This window comes from Deinococcus aquatilis DSM 23025 (assembly GCF_000378445.1).
GTDB classification, from domain to species: Bacteria; Deinococcota; Deinococci; order Deinococcales; family Deinococcaceae; genus Deinococcus; species Deinococcus aquatilis.
The window spans coordinates 17,061-37,078 of the sequence record NZ_KB899717.1 but is presented as its reverse complement, the minus strand read 5'-3'; the positions used below and the strand labels follow the sequence as shown (position 1 = coordinate 37,078).

The 20,018-nt window shown below is 61.5% G+C and carries 16 protein-coding genes; 7 read left to right on the top strand and 9 right to left on the bottom strand.

The window, feature by feature from the left end; all coding sequences use genetic code 11:
- Nucleotides 1-24: 24 nt before the first annotated feature.
- The 3 genes from aceA to F561_RS0113560 all read right to left on the bottom strand — a co-directional run bounded on the left by aceA (nt 25) and on the right by F561_RS0113560 (nt 3,080).
- Nucleotides 25-1,368 carry an isocitrate lyase gene (aceA, locus tag F561_RS0113570; protein WP_019010516.1) on the bottom strand — a complete coding sequence of 448 codons (1,344 nt, stop codon included), beginning with the start codon at nt 1,366-1,368 and terminating at the stop codon, nt 25-27.
- Nucleotides 1,369-1,651: 283 nt separating this feature from the next.
- On the bottom strand, nt 1,652-2,278 hold the full coding sequence (locus tag F561_RS0113565; RefSeq protein WP_019010515.1) for an HAD family hydrolase: 627 nt from the start codon (nt 2,276-2,278) through the stop codon (nt 1,652-1,654).
- Between the two features lie 85 nt (nt 2,279-2,363).
- On the bottom strand, nt 2,364-3,080 hold the full coding sequence (locus F561_RS0113560; protein WP_019010514.1) for a hypothetical protein: 717 nt from the start codon (nt 3,078-3,080) through the stop codon (nt 2,364-2,366).
- A gap of 273 nt (nt 3,081-3,353) precedes the next feature.
- Here F561_RS0113560 and F561_RS0113555 point away from each other — a divergent pair, with 273 nt between their 5' ends.
- Complete coding sequence (locus F561_RS0113555) at nt 3,354-4,361, top strand: DHH family phosphoesterase (RefSeq protein ID WP_019010513.1); 1,008 nt, start codon at nt 3,354-3,356, stop codon at nt 4,359-4,361.
- A 33-nt stretch (nt 4,362-4,394) separates the two neighbouring features.
- Here F561_RS0113555 and F561_RS0113550 read toward each other — a convergent pair whose 3' ends face one another.
- From F561_RS0113550 to F561_RS0113540, 3 genes are all read right to left on the bottom strand, one after another.
- A complete protein-coding gene (locus tag F561_RS0113550; protein ID WP_157451861.1) occupies nt 4,395-5,417 on the bottom strand; it encodes a serine hydrolase in 1,023 nt (340 codons plus the stop codon).
- A gap of 143 nt (nt 5,418-5,560) precedes the next feature.
- The gene (locus tag F561_RS0113545) at nt 5,561-6,406 is read right to left on the bottom strand and encodes a DegV family protein (protein ID WP_019010511.1); all 846 of its coding nucleotides are present in this window, start codon (nt 6,404-6,406) and stop codon (nt 5,561-5,563) included.
- Between the two features lie 111 nt (nt 6,407-6,517).
- Nucleotides 6,518-9,919: a (Fe-S)-binding protein gene (locus F561_RS0113540; RefSeq protein WP_019010510.1), complete on the bottom strand. Its 3,402-nt coding sequence runs from the start codon at nt 9,917-9,919 to the stop codon at nt 6,518-6,520.
- A gap of 332 nt (nt 9,920-10,251) precedes the next feature.
- On the opposite strand from F561_RS0113540, the gene F561_RS0113535 reads away from it, so the two are divergent.
- The 5 genes from F561_RS0113535 (at nt 10,252) to F561_RS0113520 (ending at nt 15,480) form a co-directional block, all read left to right on the top strand.
- A complete protein-coding gene (locus tag F561_RS0113535; protein WP_019010509.1) occupies nt 10,252-11,280 on the top strand; it encodes an AAA family ATPase in 1,029 nt (342 codons plus the stop codon).
- 91 nt (nt 11,281-11,371) lie between these two features.
- A complete protein-coding gene (locus F561_RS0113530; RefSeq protein WP_019010508.1) occupies nt 11,372-12,502 on the top strand; it encodes a vWA domain-containing protein in 1,131 nt (376 codons plus the stop codon).
- 561 nt (nt 12,503-13,063) lie between these two features.
- Nucleotides 13,064-13,513 carry a hypothetical protein gene (locus F561_RS28880; protein ID WP_157451853.1) on the top strand — a complete coding sequence of 150 codons (450 nt, stop codon included), beginning with the start codon at nt 13,064-13,066 and terminating at the stop codon, nt 13,511-13,513.
- Nucleotides 13,514-13,582: 69 nt separating this feature from the next.
- The gene (locus F561_RS0113525) at nt 13,583-14,983 is read left to right on the top strand and encodes a hypothetical protein (RefSeq protein ID WP_019010507.1); all 1,401 of its coding nucleotides are present in this window, start codon (nt 13,583-13,585) and stop codon (nt 14,981-14,983) included.
- The gene (locus F561_RS0113520) at nt 14,980-15,480 is read left to right on the top strand and encodes an NUDIX domain-containing protein (RefSeq protein WP_019010506.1); all 501 of its coding nucleotides are present in this window, start codon (nt 14,980-14,982) and stop codon (nt 15,478-15,480) included. Before F561_RS0113525 ends, F561_RS0113520 begins: the two co-directional genes overlap by 4 nt.
- Before the next feature lie 26 nt (nt 15,481-15,506).
- Here the strand turns inward: F561_RS0113520 and F561_RS0113515 are convergent, their stop codons facing one another.
- Complete coding sequence (locus F561_RS0113515; RefSeq protein ID WP_019010505.1) at nt 15,507-17,777, bottom strand: ATP-dependent helicase; 2,271 nt, start codon at nt 17,775-17,777, stop codon at nt 15,507-15,509.
- Between the two features lie 110 nt (nt 17,778-17,887).
- On the opposite strand from F561_RS0113515, the gene mntE reads away from it, so the two are divergent.
- On the top strand, nt 17,888-18,811 hold the full coding sequence (mntE, locus tag F561_RS0113510) for a manganese efflux transporter MntE (protein WP_019010504.1): 924 nt from the start codon (nt 17,888-17,890) through the stop codon (nt 18,809-18,811).
- Nucleotides 18,812-18,883: 72 nt separating this feature from the next.
- Here mntE and F561_RS0113505 read toward each other — a convergent pair whose 3' ends face one another.
- Nucleotides 18,884-19,090, bottom strand: a complete 207-nt coding sequence (locus F561_RS0113505) for a DUF1540 domain-containing protein (protein WP_019010503.1) — start codon at nt 19,088-19,090, stop codon at nt 18,884-18,886.
- Between the two features lie 319 nt (nt 19,091-19,409).
- Nucleotides 19,410-19,922 (bottom strand): hypothetical protein, encoded by a 513-nt coding sequence (locus tag F561_RS0113500; protein ID WP_019010502.1) that lies wholly within the window; start codon nt 19,920-19,922, stop codon nt 19,410-19,412.
- Between the last annotated feature and the right edge of the window lie 96 nt (nt 19,923-20,018).

The window sequence follows — 20,018 nt, the reverse complement described above, 5'->3', positions numbered from 1 at the left end:
CCCACTACCCACTGACGGCTTTCCTCAGTCGTGCGCGGCAGCCAGTTCCTTGTGCGACTTGCCGAACTGCTCGGCCTCGGTGCTGCCTGCGAGGGCGGTGGTGCTGCTCTGGCCGCCGCCTGCCGCCGTTGCCACCAGATCAAAGTAGCCCGTGCCCACTTCACGCTGATGCTTGACAGCGGTGAATCCGCGTGCCTGCGCTGCAAATTCGCGTTCCTGCAATTCCACGAAGGCGCTCATCTGGTTGCGGGCGTAGCCGTAGGCCAGATCGAACATGCTCATGTTGAGGCTGTGGAAGCCCGCCAGCGTGATGAACTGGAACTTGTAGCCCATCTTGCCCAGTTCCACCTGGTACTTGGCGATGGTTTCGTCGTCCAGATTCTTCTTCCAGTTGAAGCTGGGCGAGCAGTTGTAGGCCAACAATTTACCGGGAAACTGGGCGTGGACGGCCTCGGCAAACTTGCGGGCGTCTTCGAGGTTGGGAACGCTGGTTTCGCACCAGATCACGTCGGCGTAGGGGGCGTAGGCCAGAGCGCGGCTGATGGCCTGCTCGATCCCTGGCTTGACGTGGAAAAAGCCTTCGGGGGTGCGCTCACCGGTCAGGAAGGGCTTGTCATTGTCGTCGATGTCGCTGGTCAGCAGGTTGGCGGCGTCGGCATCGGTGCGGGCGATCAGAACGGTGGGCACGCCCGACACGTCGGCGGCGAGGCGGGCCGCGTTCAGCGTGCGAATAAACTGGCTGGTGGGAACCAGAACCTTGCCGCCCAGATGCCCACACTTCTTCTCGCTGGCAAGCTGGTCTTCAAAATGCACCCCCGCCGCGCCCGCTTCGATCATGGCCTTCATCAGCTCGAAGGCGTTCAGAGGGCCGCCAAATCCAGCCTCGGCGTCGGCCACGATGGGCGCGAAGTAATCGATGTCGTCTTTGCCCTCGCTGTGCTGAATCTGGTCTGCGCGGCGCAGGGTGTTGTTGATCCGCTTGACCACGTCGGGCACGGAGGAGGCGGGGTAGAGGCTCTGGTCGGGGTACATCTGGCCCGCGTTGTTGGCGTCTCCGGCGACCTGCCAACCGCTGAGGTAGATGGCCTTCAGGCCCGCCTTGACCTGCTGCATGGCCTGATTTCCGGTCAGTGCGCCCAGTGCGTTCACGAAGGGTTCTTCGGCCATCAAGCGCCACAGCTTCTGTGCCCCGTGTTTGGCAAGGGTGTACTCGATGGGCAGGCTGCCGCGCAGTTTCACCACGTCTTCGGCGCTGTAGTTGCGCTTGATGCCCTGCCAGCGACCCTCGGTTTTCCAAGTCTTGTCGAGAATTTCGGCGTGGGTGCGGGGGCTGCTGTGGCTGCTGGAGTGGGAAGAATCGTGGGTCATGTCGGCTCCTGTATGGAATGAAGATGTGGAATGAGAAAGCGAACCTCTGACGTGCAGAAGAGGTGGAAGCTTGCCTGATGCTGGGGCGCTTTGGCCCGGTCTTGAATAGCTGCATTGTGCGGCGGACACACTGTACTGAGGGGTGGTGTACTTGGAATATCGGTAGGTACACCACTGCGGCAGGTACACCACCGGGGCAGGTAGAGGAGGAAAGTGAAGCCAAAAAAAGCCGCCCCGGAGGACGGCTACGGCAACTGCTCTGGCCTGGAGTTTGAGCCTGAATTCAGCTTGTGCCGCCCAGCCAGGCAGCCAACTCTGCCTCGAATTGGGCGTGGTGGTCGTGGTGGTACAGAATGCCGTGAAAGCCAAAAGCGTTGGCCGCATCGATATTTTCCTGCACGTCGTCTACAAAAGCCACCGCCCCGGCGGGGTGCTGCATGGCCTGTTCGAGCGCCGCGAAGGAATCGGCGTGCGGCTTTTTCTGGCCCAGTTCGTTGCTGAAGACCAGTGCGTCAAAACGGGCAAAACGGGGGTCACGGCGCAGATGATCGCTGACCACCGGGTAATTGTTGCTGAGCAGGCCCACGCGCACGCCCACAGGCAGGGCCGCGAGCGTGGTGTACATGGGCAGATTGTCCAGAATGCTGCCCAGATACAGCGTCTCGAACTCGGCGTAGGGCAATTGCACGCCCGTTTCTTGCTCCATCACGCTCCAGAAGTGAGGCAGCGTCCAAGCGCCGACTTCCAACTGCCGCACATGCCGGAAATAGCTTTCGCGTACTTTGTCTACAGCTACGCCGCTGCGGTCAGCCACATTCTGGGTCGAGCGACCATCGAAGGTGCCGATGGTAAACACGCCGCCCCAATCGAAGGCGACGTGGCGGGTGGGCAGGTGGGCAGAATCGGTCATGGGGCGCACTATGGCGCAGACAGGGCGTTCAGGGGGGTGGGCTGTTCAGATAGGGGCTGCTCAGGGGGGTCATGCAGGGCAAGTATCACGCCCGCTCGCGTTCATCCGGCACAAAGCTCAGAAGCAGGCCCCGGCGCGTCCATGCGGCAACATTCAGCGCGTACACCGCCTGCCACGCCTTGCCCCACCCCTCGGCGGCATTCTCGGTGCTGGGTAGTTTCTGGCCGCGCCCATGCCTCAGCACATGCGCCCGGTGAGCTTCCAACAGGGCCGCAGCGTTCAGGTCGGGGTGCTGGTGCAGATCGATCTGCTCGCTGAGGGTCGGTGAGGGCGGCTGCGGCGCGGCGGTGGTCAGCACGCAGGCCACACCGCTGGCCCGGTCTTTGAGCCACGTCACGGCCTGCACAAAAGGCTGACGCGTTTGCCCGTGCGGCGCGTGGGTGGTATCGGGCGTTTCGCTCCAGCGCAGGGCCAGGGCTGTATCCGGCTCCAGCAAATAGGCCCGCTGGTGCCGCGCTCCACTGATCAGGGGCGCGTAATGCACGCCGAGTTCTTGCGCCCCCAATCCGCGCAGTGCGGCGTCTTCGGCAGCCAGCAACCGCGTCTGCTCGGGCGAGGCTCCCCAACCACGCTCAGGCAGGGGCGTAAAGGTCAGGGTGGTCTGAATCTCCGGCCCCGAGAGGGTTCGGCCTTCCAAACGCGCCCGGCTCACATCGGGCAGCACCGACTGGGCACCGTTGACGCCGTAAAGAACCTGAAGTTCTTCGGCAGTCAGGGCAGCCAAATTGAGTCGGGCGGACACGAGAATCAGGATAGCGTGAACGGCCCATCATCAGGAGCCGCGCACTCCAAAGAGCGGCCCCTGATCCGGGCCAGAGCATCTGTCATTACCTGATGCTGCCGACGACCAGGCAGTCTGACCAAGCAGAGCGGGTGAATGGAGACGAACAGGTTGCAGAAAGGAGCCACTGAAAGTCTGTTTTTCTGGTGGCGTCATCAGAAGAATTGCTCAGAAGCCCAACACTGCGGGACTTGATACGAATTTCATCTCACCCCGGACGCCTATACTTTTCTGATGACCACTCCGACCCATTCAGAGGCCAGTTATTCGCAGGGCGTGGCGGCCATTGTCAGTCTGTTGCGGGACCACAGCGGCCCGGTGGTGGTGCTGGCCCACGAAGGCCCGGACGGAGACGCCCTCGGCAGCGTGCTGGGGCTGACGCGGGCGTTGCGGAGCCTCGGCAAAGAGGTGATCGCGCCGATGAACGTGCCGCGCTACCTGTCGTTTCTGCCCGAACCCGGCGAACTCGGTGCCCCGCTGGAAAGCTGGCCCGCAGACGCGCTGGCCGTGGTGCTGGATGTGGATAACAACGATGCCGTGCGGGTGGCCGGGGCCGATCTGTCGGTGTTTGAGGGCAAAACCATCAATATTGACCACCACGGCACCAACCGCAGACAGGCCGACGCCCTGCTGGTCGATCCGGCCCGCCCCGCCGCCGCCATGATGGTGGCCGACGTGGTGGACGCGTTGGGCGTGCCGTGGACCGAAGCGATTGCCACACCGCTGATGCTGGGCCTGAACACCGATACCGGATCGTTCCGCTTTAACAGCGTGACGCCCCAGACCTTTGAGTGTGCGGCCCGCCTGCTGGCCCACGGCGCACGTCTGGGCTGGATCAATGATCAGATGGCCCAGAATCCGCGCACCTACTACCTGCTGCTGCGCGAGGTGCTGGGTACGATGGAATTTCTGCACGGCGGGCGCGTGGTCCTGGCCCGTGTAGACGACGCCATGCTGGAGCGGGCGGGCGGCAGTTGGGAAGATGTGGAATCGTATGTGGGCATGCTCCGCGCCTCGGAAGGAGCAGAACTCGCGGTGATGGTCAAAGATTTTGGCGAACGCGTGAAGCTGTCGCTGCGTTCTCGCGGCAAGGTCAGCGCCCAGAATATCGCTGTGGCTCTGGGCGGCGGCGGCCATGTGCCCGCAGCAGGCGCAACGGTGGCCGAGCCTTACGCTGCAGTGCGCCCGCAGTTAGACACCGCTATAGCCGCAGAGCTGGCACGGGCAGACGGCTTGAGCTGAGGCTCTGGGCCGAACCCCTGCACCCCTCTGAGCTTATTTCGCCTCCTTCTCCCCCACCTGCTCGCCCAGCACCGCGTCTATTCCAGCATTGATCCAGGCAAAGGCGCGGCGGGTGTTGGGCATGGTGTAGTTCTGGTCGGCCCCATGCTGCATGAAGGCGTACACCAAGTGCCGCCCGTCTGTGGTCTGGATATAGCCGCTGTAGGTCAGGATGCCCCAGCCGTTGCCGCCCTTGCCACCAAACCACGCCACCTTGCCCCGTTGCTGCAATTTCAGGGCTGAGCGCCCAAAGCCCTTGCCCATCACTTCGCGCTGCCACTGCTGGGCACGCGCAGAAAGGCCGGATCTCAGAAATTCGGAGGCCAGCAGGGTCCCCAGTTCATAGGGCGTGCTGAGGTTGTGAACCCGCAGATCGTCGTCGGGATTGGGGCGGGTATCAAAGTAGTCATTCAGTTTGCGCTGAAGGTAATCGGCGCGGTACTTGCGGGCATCGGCGTCGATCAGGACGGCCAATTGTTCGCGGTCTGCCCCGCGTGCGGCGGCCCAGCGGGTGGTGCTGTTGAAGGTCTGCGACAGACCCGACTGCGCCACCCACCAATCCCGAGTGGGCAGGATCAGGCGGGTATGACACAGGCCCAACTCGTCAGCGACATTTTGCACCTTTTGCAGCCCAACCCGGCGGTGCAGGATGTCGGTGGCCGTGTTGTCACTGTTCTGAATCATCCTCACCGACAGGTCTTTGAGGCTGGTTCCATCAAAGGGATAGCTGCCGAGGCTCTGGTTGTCGCGGGTCACGTTAAAGCGCTCGGTGGGCTGCAAGGTTCCGGCATCAAACTGCTTCAGAAGTGCCCACAGGACCGCCTGTTTGTAGGTGCTGGCGAGCGGAAACACACTATCCGCATTGGTGGCGACGGCCCGGATTGGCGCGAGCGTCAGCGGGTCGATTTCGGCCACCCACAGCCCCAAGCGCCCGCTGAGAGGCAGGGGCGGCGGCGGCGCTTTGGCTTCTGAGGGTGCCGCGTCCAGACACCCGTTGGGCAGGCGCAGCACCCCCAATTCGATCTGACCTTGCGGCGCAAGAACGATCTTTTTGAGGCTGACATTTTGTTCAGGGCCACTGCGGCAAGCCCCCAGCAGGCCCGCCAGCAGAAGCAGGCACCCCACGCGAACAGGGGCCCGTTGAAGGTAGTGACCCACGCTCAGGCAGTCAGGGGTTCCAGCGTTGCGCCCACCGTACCGGGGCCAGCGTGCGTACCCACCACCGCGCCGATGGTATGGTCGCCCAGATCGTCGAATTTGAGGTCGCTGAGGCCAGAACGCACTTCACGAATGTACTCTTCGCCGCCCACGGTTGCCATAAACGATACCCGTGCCCCGCCGTGTGTTTCCACGTACTTACGGACATGATCCATGATGTCCTGCATGGCCTTTTTGTGCCCGCGCACCCGTCCGCCCGATTCCACTTTGCCGCCCCGCACCACCAGAATAGGTTTAATGTTCAGCAGGCCGCCGAGCAGTGCCTGAGCGCCACCGATGCGCCCGTTAATCCTGAGAAAGTCCAGCGTATCCACCGTAAAGCGGATGTCGGCCACCGCACCCACGCGCTCCAGTTCGGCCACGATTTCGGGCACCGTTTTGCCTGCACGGGCCAGCTCTGCGGCGCGAATGGCCCGCATGCCAAGGCCCATGCTGACCGATTTGGTGTCCAGCACGGTGACTTTGTTGCCAAATTCCTGTGCGGCGAGCCTTGCGCTGCCCACCGTGCCCGAAAGCTGCCCGCTGATATGCACGCTCAGCACCTCGTCGGCGGTTTCCAGCGCCTTGCGGTACACCTCGGCAAATTCAGCAGGGCTAGGCTGGGACGTACTGGGCGTTTTCTTGCCCGCTTTGAGCCCCGCGAACAGTTCGGCGGGTTTCAGGTCAATGCCGTCACGGTGCATCTTGCCGTCAAACAGCACGTAGAGGGGCACACTGGTCAGGCCGTATTGCTCGCACAGTTGCGGGCTGAGGTCACTCGTCGAATCGGTGACGATGGCAATGGTCATGGCCTGATAGTAGCGTGACTCAACTGTTAAAACGATGCGGCGGGGCTGATCTGTGTATCAACCCCGCCACCAAACGCTCTATTCACATCAATATTTCAAATGAACAGATGGTCACTCGGTCTTTTTCTTTGGAACCCACTTCTTGCGTGCGCCTGCTTCTGGGGCAGATTCGGCGGGGGCGCTGGTGGCCTGTACGCCTTCTTCCAGCGCGTTTTCTCCCACCTGCTCCAGCTTGATGTGTTCGGTGATGGGCGCGGCTGTTTCTGGCGTTTCAGCCTGTAGAGTTGCAGCCACGGGTTCGGCGGCAGCTTTAGCCTTGGGCTGCCATTTCGGGCGGGCGGCGGCAACTGGGGCGGAAGTGGGCAGAGGTTCTGGGCTGACGACAGGTTCCACAGCAGCGGGCGCAGCGGCCTCCGGGGGAGCAGCCTCAGCCTGAGTCTGTTCCACTTGGATTTGCGGCGTAACTTCGGCCACTGGCGCAGATGCCGCAGCTATAGGCGTCCACTTCTTGCGCTCAGAGGTAGGGGTTTCGACGTTCGCGGCAGAACCAGCCTCCGTTAAAGCGGTCTGAGCGGACACGGGTACAGCTTCGGCAGGAGTAGTTTCAGCAGCAGCCACAGCCGGAGCCGCTCCCTTGGGCGTCCACTTTTTACGCTCACCTGTGGGGCTGGCTTCTGCCGCAGTCTGAGCAAGTTCAGCCGGGGCAGGTTCAACCGATGCAGGCTTGACCGGGGCAACTTCGGCAGGAGGGGCGACCTCTGCCACGTTTTCCGGCGCTGGCGCGGCAGCTTTGGGCTTCCACGCTTTGCGGGCGGGGGCAGCTTCGGCGCTGGGTTCAACGCTGGCTTCGGCAACGGCCTGCGCCTGAACAGCTTCGGCCACAGGCGCGGGGCTGACATCATCGCCCGTGCTGGGTTTGGGCTTCCACGCTTTGCGGGCCGGGGCAGCGGGGGTCGCTTCGCCGGAGCTGACCGCTTCTGCTACGACCGGAGCCGGGTTCACGTCGTCTGTGGGCTTGTCATTGGCGGGCTGGGCAGCGTCTCCCCCACTCTTGGGCTTCCAGGATTTGCGGGCTGCTGGGGCCTGCGCGGGCTGTGCGGCTTCCGGCTGTAGAGCTTCCGGGTGGGCGGCCTGCGCTTCGGGCTGGTTTCCGGCGTTGGCTGTCGGGCTGCCCGGTTGTGCGTTAGCAACGTCGGCAGCGGTCTGGCCCACCACCGCCGCAGGAGCACCCACAGCGGGCATCTCTCCAGTGCGCTCCATCGGCAATTGAGCGTTGGGCACGGCCACCGGCTCCGATACGGCAGGCTTGGGCACGCCGCCCGGAAACACACTCTCGAACATCAGTTCGGCCACGTCTTTCACCACGATGTCATCCCGCTTCTGCTTTTCAGGTGTGGAGGTCATCATGGATTTGCAGAAGGGGCAGCCCACCGCCAGCACCTTGCCCGCCGCCGCGTTTTCTTTGGCTACGTCCAAGCGGGCCTGAATCTCGCGGAAACGGTTGTCGCTGATGCGTTCGCGGCCTTCTTCCTCTTCTTTCCAGAACTGGGCACCGCCCGCACCGCAGCAAAACGAATTGTCGCGGCTGCGCTCCAGCTCCAGCACCTCGCCCGCCATCTGGGAAATCAGGCTGCGGGGCGCGTCGTACACGCCGTTATGGCGGCCCAGATAGCAGGGATCGTGGTAGGTCACGTTCTGGCCCAGTTGGGTCATAGGCAGTTTTCCAGCGGCCACCAACGTTTCCAGGTATTCGGTGTGGTGCACGGTGCGGTAATCGCCACCCAACTGCTTGTACTCGTGCCCGATGGCGTTCATGCAGTGCGGGCAGGTCGCCACGATCAGCTTGGGGCGCACGCTGTTCAGGGTTTCCACGTTCTCGGCGGCCAGCGTCTGATACAGGAATTCGTTTCCGGCGCGGCGGGCACTGTCTCCGGTACAGGCTTCCTTTTTGCCCAGTACCGCATAATTCACGCCCGCCTTGTCCAGCAGTTGCACAAAGCTGCGGGCCACTTTCTGGGCACCGGGGTCATAGCTGGCGGCACAGCCCACCCAGTAAATCACGTCTGGTTTGGGGTTTTCGTCGATGGTGGGTACGCGCAGGCCCTCGGCCCATTCCATGCGCTTATCGCGGGAGATGCCCCACGGGTTGCTGGTGCGTTCCATCCCCCGGAAGGCCGTCTGCAACTGCGGCGGGAATTCTCCGGCCACCATGACCTGATGGCGGCGAATGTCGATGATGTCCAGCATCTGTTCGTCCTGCACGGGGCACACCTGCATACACGCGCCGCAGGTGGTGCAGGCCCACACACTTTCTTCGTTGATGGCAAATTCCAGCAGTGGATGTGCGGTGCTTGCGCCCGATTCGAACGATGTGGGGCGCAGCGTAAAGGGGCTGGGGTGCGGTGCGCCCGCCGGAGCTTCCAGACCCTGTGCAGCAATGCCCAGCGTGGTCGGGCCGCCCGTCAGCACAGTGTTTTGGCTCTGCACACGCGGCCCACCCGTCAGCACGTTCAGCTCCATGCGCTTGTTGATCTCCAGCGCGGCAGGACTCAGGGCCTTGCCGGTGGCGTTGGCCGGGCACACATCCTGACAGCGGTTGCACTGAATACAGGCGTAGGCATCCAGCAGGCGCGGCCATTCCAAATCCTCAAGTTTTTCCGCGCCCAGCCGGGGTTCGTCGGCTTCCATCGCGGCTTCCAGACCCTTCATGGGGGGCAGCACGCCGCTCTTTGCCTCGCGCTTCAGGGCGTAGTTCAGGGGGGCCATGAAAATATGAATGTGCTTGGTGTACGGAAAGTAGGCGAGGAAGGCCAGCACGCTTCCCAGTGCGCCCCAGTAGCCAAAAATGCGCCAGCCTTCCAGCGCCGATTCGGACAGACCGCCGAACAGAAGGCGGCCCAGGCCAGAGGCGAAGGGCTGAAACGAGTCGAACTGTCCAAATTCGCGGGCTTCCTGCACCATCTTGGCGGCCTGCCCCACAGCGCGGCTGCCCACATGGAAGAAAATAAAGGCCGACACGAACAGGCTGTCGCGCAGGATGTAATTTTGCTTGAGCAGCGGGTGCAGCAGTGTTTTTTCGGTGAAGCGGAAGTCGCGTTTGCTGGGCGTATACAGGCGGCGCACCACCAGACTGACCACGCCGACCAGCACCAGAAAGCTGAGAAGATCGGCCAGGATGTTGTACACGGCCCCTAGCGGATTGCTGGACAGAATGTTGAAGTGCAGGTAGCCTTCCAGGCCGTCCACGACATTCACCAGCAGGTAATACACGAAGCCGTAGAAAATGAAGCTGTGCAGCACGCTGATCACGGTGCGGCGGCGGAAGGTGCGCTCCTGCGTCAGCGAGGTGCGAATGGCGTAGGCAAGGCGCTGAACGGGCCGGTCAAAGCGGGCCTCGTTGGAAGCCGCACCCCGGCGAACCCGCAGATAGAGGCGGTAAAAGCCCCACACGCCGTAGCTTCCGGCGATCAGGGCGAACAGGAAAAACAGGATTTTGTGGATGTCGGGCAGCACAGGCAGGGCCTCCGGGCAGGGCAAAGGTCAGGATGGAGAGTGGCGAAGAGGAATATTGAACTGAGTCAAAGTATAACGGGGTCGGCAGCCCAATATTCTGTTTGGCAGGGACGGGCCGTAAGTGCGTGCTGCACGGATCAGAGAGAAGGCCAGCATACGCCCCCGCACTGGCCTCAATGGTTCACCGGGTCGCTGTACGCCTCCAGCTATCCGGCAGGGACCCGGCCCACGCGCTACGCTCAGGCCCTGCGGCGTGTTCGGCTGCCGCGCCCATCCCATCAGTTTTTCCTACAACCGACAACCCACTTTCCACATTCCAAAGGAGCACTGCCTTGAGCCTCACCCCCACCGAACTGCAAACGTACCTCGCGGCCCTCACACGCGGCCAACTGAAACTCGCCACCATGATCTGGGGGCCGCCCGGCGTGGGCAAAAGCAGCGTGGTGGCGCAAGTGGCGCGGGCACATAATCTTGAGTTCGTGGATGTGCGGCTGTCTCAGCTGGCCCCCACCGACCTGCGTGGCCTGCCCGTGCCACAGGCCGACCCGGAGGGCAACGGCGGAATCAGCCGCTGGTTTCCGCCCGAATTTTTGCCGCGTGGCGGGCACGGCATCCTCTTTCTGGATGAGGTGAATATGGCCCCGCCGACCATGCAGGGCATGGCGCAACAACTGATTCTGGACAGGCGCGTGGGCAGCTACGAACTGCCCGACGGCTGGTTCGTGTGGGCGGCGGGCAACCGCAAAGAAGACCGCGCCAGCGTGTTCGACATGCCCGCGCCGCTTGCCAACCGCTTTCTTCACCTCACGGTGCGGCCCGATTTCGATGCCTGGCGGGCCTATGCACTGGGCCGCAGCCTGCACGAGCACGTCATTGCCTTCCTGACCTTCCGGCCCGAGTTGCTGCACCGTCTAGACCCTCAGCAACCCGCATGGCCCAGCCCACGCTCCTGGGAAATGGCTGCGCAGCTGCACCGCGCTGGGCTGGATGTTTCGCCCGCGATTGGCGAGGCCGCCGGAGCCGAATTCGGTGCCTTTGTGCGGCTGTTCGAGCAGTTGCCGGATCTGGGAACAGTGCTGAAGGGTCAGGGCGGCGGCCTGAAACTGCCCGACGAACCCAGTGTGCGCTACGCCGCCGTGGTGGGTCTCGGTGCCCGCGCCGCCGATGCAGACGAGGCCTATCACGCCTTCCGCTGGCTGAGCGACACGGCTGGCCCCGAGTGGCTGCAACTGTATGTGGCGACCTTGGTTACCAAATTTCAGGCGATTGGACAACTGGGCGAACTGGCCGGACTGCTGGGCCGGGACGAAAGATTGGCGGAACTGGTGGCCGGAACGCTGGCGCTGAGCGAGGGAGCGTAGTGGAACGTAGAGGCTGGATCGTGGATCGTGGTTCGGTCTTTTTCTACGATCCACGATCCACGTTCTCTCGGCCAAACGCACCGGAAACATCATGACTTCGCCCCCCGATTTCAACCGCCTGATCTCCGGCTCCCGCCTCCGCATCCGGGGCAAATCCGCTTTTTTTGCCACGCTGCTGCTGCACGCCGAATTTGTGCCCTCAGATGAAGTGGCCTCGGCAGGCACCGACGGCGAGCGGGTATATGTGAACCCCGCAGTGGCTGCCAGCTTGCCGCCCGATGTGCTGGACGGCCTGCTGCTGCACGAGGTCTTGCACGCTGCCCTGTCGCATGTGGGGCGGCGCGGCCCGCGTGAGAAAAAACGCTGGAACCGGGCCGCCGACCTGATCGTGAACGGCATGGTCATGGCCGCCGGGTTGCCCGTGCCGCCGCAGAGTTCGGGCGCAGGGGCAGGACGCGACGAGCATCTGGAAAAACTGAGCGTAGAAGAGGTCTATACCTCGCTGGAAGGCGAGGAACACCCCGGCGACGAAGAGGGCGATGACCTGATGGATGGCCCTCCCGGAGACGCACCGCCAAAAAATGGCAAGTCCGGGCAACAGGCGGCCAAGCAGTGGCAACAGGCGCTGGCACAGGCCCGCAGCGTGGACGCCATGAGCGGCGGCAAGGGCGACGACCCGCTGGGCATGCACCGCGAACTGATGCGGCTGGCCCCGGCGCGGCTGGACTGGCGGGCACACCTGTGGCGTTTTCTGGCCCGCACCCCCGTCGATTTTGGAGGCTTTGACCGCCGTTTCGTGGGGCGCGGCCTGTATCTGGAGGCGCTGGACGATGAAAGCCTCAGCGCACTGGTGGCCGTAGACACCTCGGGCAGCGTGGACGATGAGGCGGTGCGGGCATTGGTGGGCGAGGTCCAGGGCGTGCTGGGCGCGTATCCACACGTCCGGGCCACCCTGTACTACGCCGACACCGTAGCCTACGGCCCCTTCGACCTGCGCCCCGGCGACCCCATTCCCCCACCGCAGGGGGGCGGCGGCACCGATTTCAGGCCCATTTTCAGGCTGTTAGATGCCCACGAACCCGATGTGCTGATTTACCTAACCGACGGCTACGGTGATTTTCCAGACACGCCGCCGCGCATGCCCACGCTGTGGGTGGTGCCTCCGGGCGGGCTGGAAGACGAGGGTTTCCCCTTTGGCGAGGTCTTGAGACTGGAGGAATAGAGCGGAGAGAGGAGGAAAAGTCCTCCAGACCGCGCCATACAGCAGGAATATTGCTTTTATTCCTATCTATCTAGTCATTTATATCTCCTAGGAAAGGTAGGGGGTAGGGTGGCTTTGGGAGAAATACAAGGGAAAGACAGCAGGTTGAATTACACATAAATAATCTTTTGCGGGCGCTGGGGAAGAGATACACGGGTGTGGGTGCACAGGTTAACAGTGAGCGGCAATCGCAGCTCAGGCCTGCATTTACAATGCCGATGGGTGTCATTTCAGTGCATAAAGTTTTGATTTAAGGGGATTACTCTTGAAAAAGCTATTCATTATTTTGAACATCTTTTGCTTATCGACACTAAGTTTCGCTGGAAGCGCAAGTAATAATAACTCTCAAAGCTGTAAAATTCTAATCGCAGAAGTAAGGAACGGAAAAGTTAAAGTATTTCTAGATTTGAATAAAGAAGAGCTAATTTACTTTAAAAAAATGACTTTCAAAAGTTATTTCGGCAAAATACTATAGATATTCCCAAAAACCTTGCCGGATGAAGAAATAAAAAGGACTGCATCATGCTAAAGCCAATCAAAATCGCACTCGTCTCTTCACTTACCCTTGGCCTTCTTTCTTCTTGTTTTCCCGCCACATCGTCGATTTCTTCAAGTTATACCCTAAAAATATCAGATGGATTATCGGGTAGCAGCAATGTCAGCAGACAAAGCAGTTTTAGTATGAATCAGTACAACGATTATCCACTTTCATTTAATGCCCAACTCTTTGCCATTGATGAATTACCCCCGGAAAAACTAAATGAAACGCATACTATATCCTTTAGCTCTCTGGAATATAATATTTTTCCGTCCTCTGTTTCCAAAAAACTGACCGCAAAATTTTATGTCAGCGCATCGCTCAAAAACAAAGCATCATTAAATAAAACCAATCATATTTTAATTAGTGTCTATGATGAAAAGGGGGAGTTTCTCTTCTCCAATAGCATTAATATCAACATGGTTAAACGCTGAACCCCTGTTCTATGATCAGACCTGTAGACCACCCGCTGCCCCTTTCTCCGATCTGCCATAGTGCAGCCCATGACGTTTTCTGAACTCGATCCGCGCTCTCTGACGGCACTTGGCGTGGAGGGGGCGCTGGAGGCGGCGGGCCATGCACGGGCCACGTCTGACACGTTGTCGGGACTGTCAGCCCATCCAGACCTGCGGGTGCGGGCGCGGGTGGCGCGGCACCCCAATACTCCCCCCGAAATTCTGGGCACACTGGCGGCGGGCTTTCCGCGAGACCTGCTGGAAAATCCCGGCCTGCCCCTGATCCGGTTGGCGCGGCCCAGCTTTCTGAGTGTGTTTCCGCCGGAAGGAGTGGTGGCCTTGCTGGGCGTTCCCGACGCTCCCAACTGGGTGCTGGACGGCGCGGCGCGGCACGAAGATTTTGGGGTCAGAACAGCGCTGGCGGGGCGGGCGGGCCTGAGTGCCGAGCGGGTGGCATCGCTGGCCGCCGATGCAGGCTGGCAGGTGCGTGAGGCTGTTGCCAAGCGCCCGGAATTGCCTGAGCCGCTGGTACGCCAACTGGCTGCCGATGACGATTACGACGTGAGAAAAGCAGTGGCTGTGCGGGCCGATTTGCCCGATGAAACCCTGCGCGAACTGGTCAAAGACCTGCACGGGCTGGTGCGCTCCAGTGTGGCGCGGCGGCTGGATCTGCCGCTGGACTGCCTGCTGACCCTGACGCTCGACCTTGACCCAGACGTGTTGACCACCCTGGCTCGCCGTATGGATTTGCCCGGAAATGTGCGGGCCTGGCTGGCAGGGCACGAGCATCCCCTGGTGCGGGCCGCCGCTTTGCAGGCGTGGCGCGTGCCCGCCGAGTGGTTGGCCCGCGCCGAACTGGACGCCGACCCGGATGTTCGGGCCTCGCTTGCCCGCCGACCTGATGCCACACCGCACACCCTGACCACCCTGTCGGGCGATGAATCGGAAGGGGTGCGCCGTGCCCTGCTGGAGCGCAACGACCTGCCCGAAGCGGCGATTCTGGCCCTGCTGCGTTCGCCCGAGCAGGATATTCGGCTGCACATCGCCAGTGCCGAGGGTCTGACCGACGCCGTGCTGGATGTACTTCTGACCGACACCGACCCCAGCATCCGCACCCTCTTGGCTGTACGGCCTGATCTGGGTGCAGCGCGGCTGGCACGCCTGGCCGCCGACGACAATGCCGAGGTGCGCCGCGCCGTGGCCTATGCCGAAGCGCCGGGAGAGGCTGTGCTGACCGGGCTGGCCGCCGACCTCAATGCCGGAGTACGCCGCGCCGCCGCCCTGCATCCCCACTTGCCCGCCGCGCTGCTGCCTACGCTGGCCCGTGACACCGATGAAGGCGTCCGCATGATGATCGCCGGACGCGCCGACCTGCCGGACAGCTTGCGGACCGAGTTGCAGGCCGACCCCGACCCCAGCGTGCGGCTGGATGCGGGCGGCGCGGCATGACCGACTTTAACCCTGATCCGGTGGATATTCGCCTGCCGTTGGGCGGCCTGACCTTCAGCGTGCGGGTAGGAATTCTGTGCGTGCGGAACGCGCAGACGCCCGACGCCTGCCTGCTTGCCAATACCGAGGAAAACCTGGGATTCTGGTACCTCCCGGGGGGCGCTCTGAGCACCGGTGAGACCACCGAAAGCTGCGCCGCCCGCGAGTGGGCCGAGGAAACGGGCACACCGCCGGGCGGAATGCAACTGGTGGGCATCGTGGAGAATCACTTCGGCCCACCTGAAAACCGCGCCCACGAAATCGGATTTTTCTACCGCATGGAAGCGCCCGCCGAATTACCCAGCGAATCTTTTCCGGTGCTGGACAATCCCGCCGTGCGCTGCGAGTGGATTCCACTGACCGAACTGGAATCCCGGCCCGTGTACCCACTGGTCATAGATGAATTGTTGCGCGTGCCAGCGGGCGAACTCCGTCACCGGGTGATCTGGGAAGAATAGGGCCAACAGCTTCAGCAAAACTCAGTTCAGGCCGGAGTCAGGTTTGCAAATTTCACCAGCAGTTTTTTGGTGCCCACGCTGGGAAAATGCACCGTGACCTCCTGACGTTCGCCCATGCCTGCCACGGCCAACACCTGCCCCGCGCCAAATTTGGGGTGCGTGACCTTTTCGCCGCCCCGGTAGGCCATCTCGGCGGTCATAGAACTGGTGTTTTTGACGGCGCTGGGATGCGTAAAACTGGGCGCACTGGGGCGGCTCGGCACGGTGGGGCGGTACTCCTTCCACGTTTTGGCCCGGTACTCGATGACCTGCCCATACGGGTCAATGGTGTCAAAGTCGCCCTCGATTTCTTCCAGAAAGCGGCTGTCCTCGGCGGCGTTGGTTTTGCCGAACTGCATCCGGTTCTGCGCGGCAGTCAGAAACAGGCGGTCCATCGCTCGCGTGATGCCCACGTAAAACAGGCGGCGTTCTTCCTCTATGCCGCTGGCTTCCTGAAGGGCATTTTTGCTGGGAAGCAGCCCCTCTTCGGCGCCCACGATAAACACGGTGGGGAATTCGAGGCCCTTGGCGTTGTGCAGCGTCATCAGCGTCACGGCCTCTTCGGGCACGTCGCGGTTTTCCTTCTTGGCCCGCATGTCGTCCACGCTGGACAGCAGGGCCGCGTCATCCAAAAAGTCGCCAATCGTGCCGTCGTTCGTCTGAGACCATTCCTCGGCGGCGCTCACGAGTTCCTCCAGATTTTCCAGCCGCACCTGACCTTCCTGCCCTTCCTGACGCAGCAAATCCAGATACCCGCTGTTCTCGATCACGAAGCGGAAAAATGGCCCCGGCAGGTAGTTGTCGGCGGCGTCGCTCATGGCGGCCATCAGGTCGGCAAATTCCTTGGGCTTCTGTGCTCCCCGGTCCAGAATGCCCTGCTCGACGCAGTTGGCGCAGGCCGTCAGGATGGAGGTGTGATTCAGCCGTGCCCAGTCCATCAGCTTTTCTAGCGCCGTATCCCCAATCCCGCGCCGGGGCCGCCCGATGATCCGGCGCAGGGCCACATCGTCATCGGGGTTGATGGCAAGGCGGGCATAAGCCAGAATGTCGCGGATTTCGCGCCGATCATAAAAGCCCACGCCGCCCACGATCTTGGCCGGAATCTGCACCCGTCGCAGCGATTCTTCGATCACACGGGATTGGGCGTTGGTGCGGTACAAAATGGCCATATCGGTCAGCTTTTGCCCCTGCCCATGCAGCCGCGTGACCCACTCGGCCACGAAATCGCCCTCGGCGCGGTGGTCGGTGGCCCGGTGAAACACCACCGGATGCCCGTCATCTTTAACGGCCAATAGCGTTTTTTCCAGGCGTTCAGAGTTGTTTTCTATCAATCGGTTGGCGATGCCCAAGACTTTGGCGCTGGAACGGTAATTATGTTCCAACATATAGACTTTGGCATCCGCGTAATCTTTCTGAAAGTCCAGAATATTCTGGATGTCTGCACCACGAAACTTGTAAATCGACTGATCGGGGTCTCCCACGACCAACAAGTTGCGGTCTCTGGAAGCCAAGAGGCGCGTCAATTCATATTGCGCCTTGTTGGTATCCTGATACTCGTCTACGTGGATAAAGCGGGCGCGGTCCTGCACTCGGTCAAGCACACCGGGGACTTCCTTGAACAGCCGCACCGTTTCTGTAATCAGGTCGCCAAAATCAATGGCGTTCTGACCTTTCTTGCGGGCCTCGTAGCGGCGGTACACCTCGGCGGCGGTTTCACGGGGCAGGCCACTGATATACGGCTCGGGCCAGCGCTCCAGATCGGCGGGCACCTGAAGATTGCTTTTGGCCCGGTCCAAAATGCCGCGCAGCACGCGTGGATTGGTATCTGGTCCGATGCCGGGCACCGATCCCATGATCTCCTTCAGGATGTCCATCTGATCGTCGTCGTCGTAAATCACGAAGCCGCGGCGCAGCCCGATATGTTCCCCGTACGCCCGCAAAATCCGCACGCCCGCGCTATGGAAAGTACTCATCCACAGTTTGTCGGCCCCTTTCACGAGGTGCTTGGCCCGCTCGCGCATCTCGGCGGCAGCCTTGTTGGTAAAGGTCACGGCCAGAATCTCGCCGGGGTCCACGCCGTAATACTGAATCAGGTGGGCGATCCGGTAGATCAGCGTGCGCGTTTTGCCGCTGCCCGCGCCCGCAATGACTAGCGCGGGGCCGGTGTAATGGTCGGCGGCCTGCGCCTGATTGGGGTTGAGCTGGCTCAGCAGGTCAGGGGTGTGTAAATCAGAGTGGGGCAATTCCGGCACAGTCACCGAACAAGTGTATCAGGCTGCGTTATGTGGGGAACGTAACACGTCCTGCTCAGGCTGTTCCCCCCTCGGGCACGGTTTTCGCCGCGCCTAACCCTGTTAGCCTGTGGCGGATGACCTCCGGCCCACTTCCTTTGCCCCCCAAACTTCCCACCTCTCTCGTCCGTATCGCGGCGTTCAGCGTGGTGGTGGCCCTCATCGTGCTGGGCCTCAAATTCGTGGCCTATTTCATGACGGGCAGTGTGGCTCTGTACTCCGATGCGCTGGAAAGCGTAATCAACGTGGTGGCAGCGGGCGGGGCACTGCTGGCGCTGTGGGTGGCCGCGCGTCCGGCCGATGCCAATCATCCTTACGGACACACCAAAGCTGAATACCTGAGCGCCGTGGCCGAGGGCGTGCTGATCGTACTGGCCGCCATCAGTATCTTGCGGGTCGCCATTCCCGATCTGATGAATCCCAAACTGGTCGATGCGCCATTGATCGGACTGGGAGTCAACCTGATCGCCAGTGTCATCAATGCGTTATGGGCGGGCGTGCTGCTGCGCGTGGGCCGTACTGCACGCAGCCCCGCGTTGCTGGCCGATGGGCGGCACGTCTTCAGCGACGTGATTACCAGCGTGGGTGTGCTGATCGGGGTGCTGCTGGCAAAGTTCACGGGCTGGCACGTACTTGATCCAGCACTGGCCGTATTGGTGGCCCTCAATATTCTCTGGAGCGGCTGGAACCTCATGAAGGAGAGCGTGGGCGGTTTGATGGATGCGGGCGTCAACCCCGCCACAGAGCGCCGCATCCGTACCGTGATCAGCGAGCAAGCCGAGGGCGCACTGGAAATCCATGATCTCCGCACACGGCACGCAGGACGGACGACGTTCATCGAATTTCATCTTGTGGTGGTCAGTGATATGACCGTCAGCGATGCACACGCCATCTGCGATCGCCTGGAGGAAGCGATCCAGACTGAAATGGAAGGCGCACACGTGACCATTCATGTCGAGCCACAGGACAAGGCCAAACATCACGGCGTATTGGTGCTGTGAGAAGTCAAGTCGTTCGGTCTGAACAACAAAAAAGCCCAGCACCTAGGTCTGGGCTAGGTAACTTAAGCTCATTCAGTCGTGGCTGGAAGAAGGCTGGGTACCCTGCGTCAGATCTGCGCCGTCCTCGGGCGAGAAGGTCATGCAGTGGGCCATCTGTGTACCCATATCGCCCATGACCATCTGGACTTCGATCTGTCCGGCATGGCACTGCATATCTTCGTTATAACGGCAAGAAGTGGCGTCGCATCGGCTGACCAGAGAGTTGGAAGTGTCATTCATGGGAATTCTCCTGTAATGCCAGAATGAACTGACCGCACAGGAACCATCGTGACCTGGCTTGCAAAATGAATACCAGACTACAATTCCGACTGTCCCGCGTGGAGTTCTACAGAAGACAGGGAAAAAACTGTTCTGTACAGGTTTTCCCTAATCTCAGTCTTTATAGATCACCGAATTGGATGAGGTGAGCATCAAGCCCGCCAGCTTGACACAGCCGCATTTCTGGGAGGTCATTGCAGTCACTCCGCCTCGCAGCCTTGAGGGTTCGTTCGATTTATCCAGAAAATGTCATCTAGAAGATAAAAGCGACCTATTGGAGTCAATTCAGCAGCGTTCCGCGAATGCTCTGGGCGCAGGCGATTCGGTGGGCCACATCGCGGGCGTCGAGCTGGCCCAGTTCGCGCAGACCCGCCGCCACGACTTCTACCTCTGCCCAGGAACGGCGCAGCAAGGCCCGTGCTCGCGCTTCCAGCACCGATAAATAAGCGGGCAAGACTTCTTGTTCTTCAGGTTCAGTCAGGGCCAGAGCCAGCAACTCGGCTGCATCACGCGCCGATCCTGCATTGCCCCTCGCAATTCCCAGCAACGCGCCCGCTCCCGCCTGTGCCGACGCTACCAGCACGACTTCTTCAGCCAGGGCGCGGTTCAGGCGCAGCGCATCGGTATTGGGCGCAGTGACGTAGCAGACGCCGCCTTCCAGCGTGACCTGTGCCAGACGCAGCGGTGCGCGTGGATGCAGATGGGCCAAGACCGCCTCCGACGCCAACAACAACGAACGGGTGTGGATGTCGAGGGGAGCGTGAGCAGTGGGAATGGTCTGGAGTTGAGTCATTAATCCTGAGTCCTCTGGTCAGATTAATCGGCCACCGCTCACCACGCAAGGGCGAATGTCAGACAAGTGGACCTTCACTTTGGCTACTGCTCCAGA

Bases quoted from the DNA above. Each gene is read 5' to 3' on its own strand.
- aceA (WP_019010516.1), bottom strand. From the start codon at position 1,368: ATGACCCACGATTCTTCCCACTCCAGCAGCCACAGCAGCCCCCGCACC.
- F561_RS0113565 (WP_019010515.1), bottom strand. From the start codon at position 2,278: ATGACCGATTCTGCCCACCTGCCCACCCGCCACGTCGCCTTCGATTGG.
- F561_RS0113555 (WP_019010513.1), top strand. From the start codon at position 3,354: ATGACCACTCCGACCCATTCAGAGGCCAGTTATTCGCAGGGCGTGGCG.
- F561_RS0113545 (WP_019010511.1), bottom strand. From the start codon at position 6,406: ATGACCATTGCCATCGTCACCGATTCGACGAGTGACCTCAGCCCGCAA.
- F561_RS0113530 (WP_019010508.1), top strand. From the start codon at position 11,372: ATGACTTCGCCCCCCGATTTCAACCGCCTGATCTCCGGCTCCCGCCTC.
- F561_RS28880 (WP_157451853.1), top strand. From the start codon at position 13,064: ATGCTAAAGCCAATCAAAATCGCACTCGTCTCTTCACTTACCCTTGGC.
- F561_RS0113525 (WP_019010507.1), top strand. From the start codon at position 13,583: ATGACGTTTTCTGAACTCGATCCGCGCTCTCTGACGGCACTTGGCGTG.
- F561_RS0113520 (WP_019010506.1), top strand. From the start codon at position 14,980: ATGACCGACTTTAACCCTGATCCGGTGGATATTCGCCTGCCGTTGGGC.
- mntE (WP_019010504.1), top strand. From the start codon at position 17,888: ATGACCTCCGGCCCACTTCCTTTGCCCCCCAAACTTCCCACCTCTCTC.
- F561_RS0113505 (WP_019010503.1), bottom strand. From the start codon at position 19,090: ATGAATGACACTTCCAACTCTCTGGTCAGCCGATGCGACGCCACTTCT.
- F561_RS0113500 (WP_019010502.1), bottom strand. From the start codon at position 19,922: ATGACTCAACTCCAGACCATTCCCACTGCTCACGCTCCCCTCGACATC.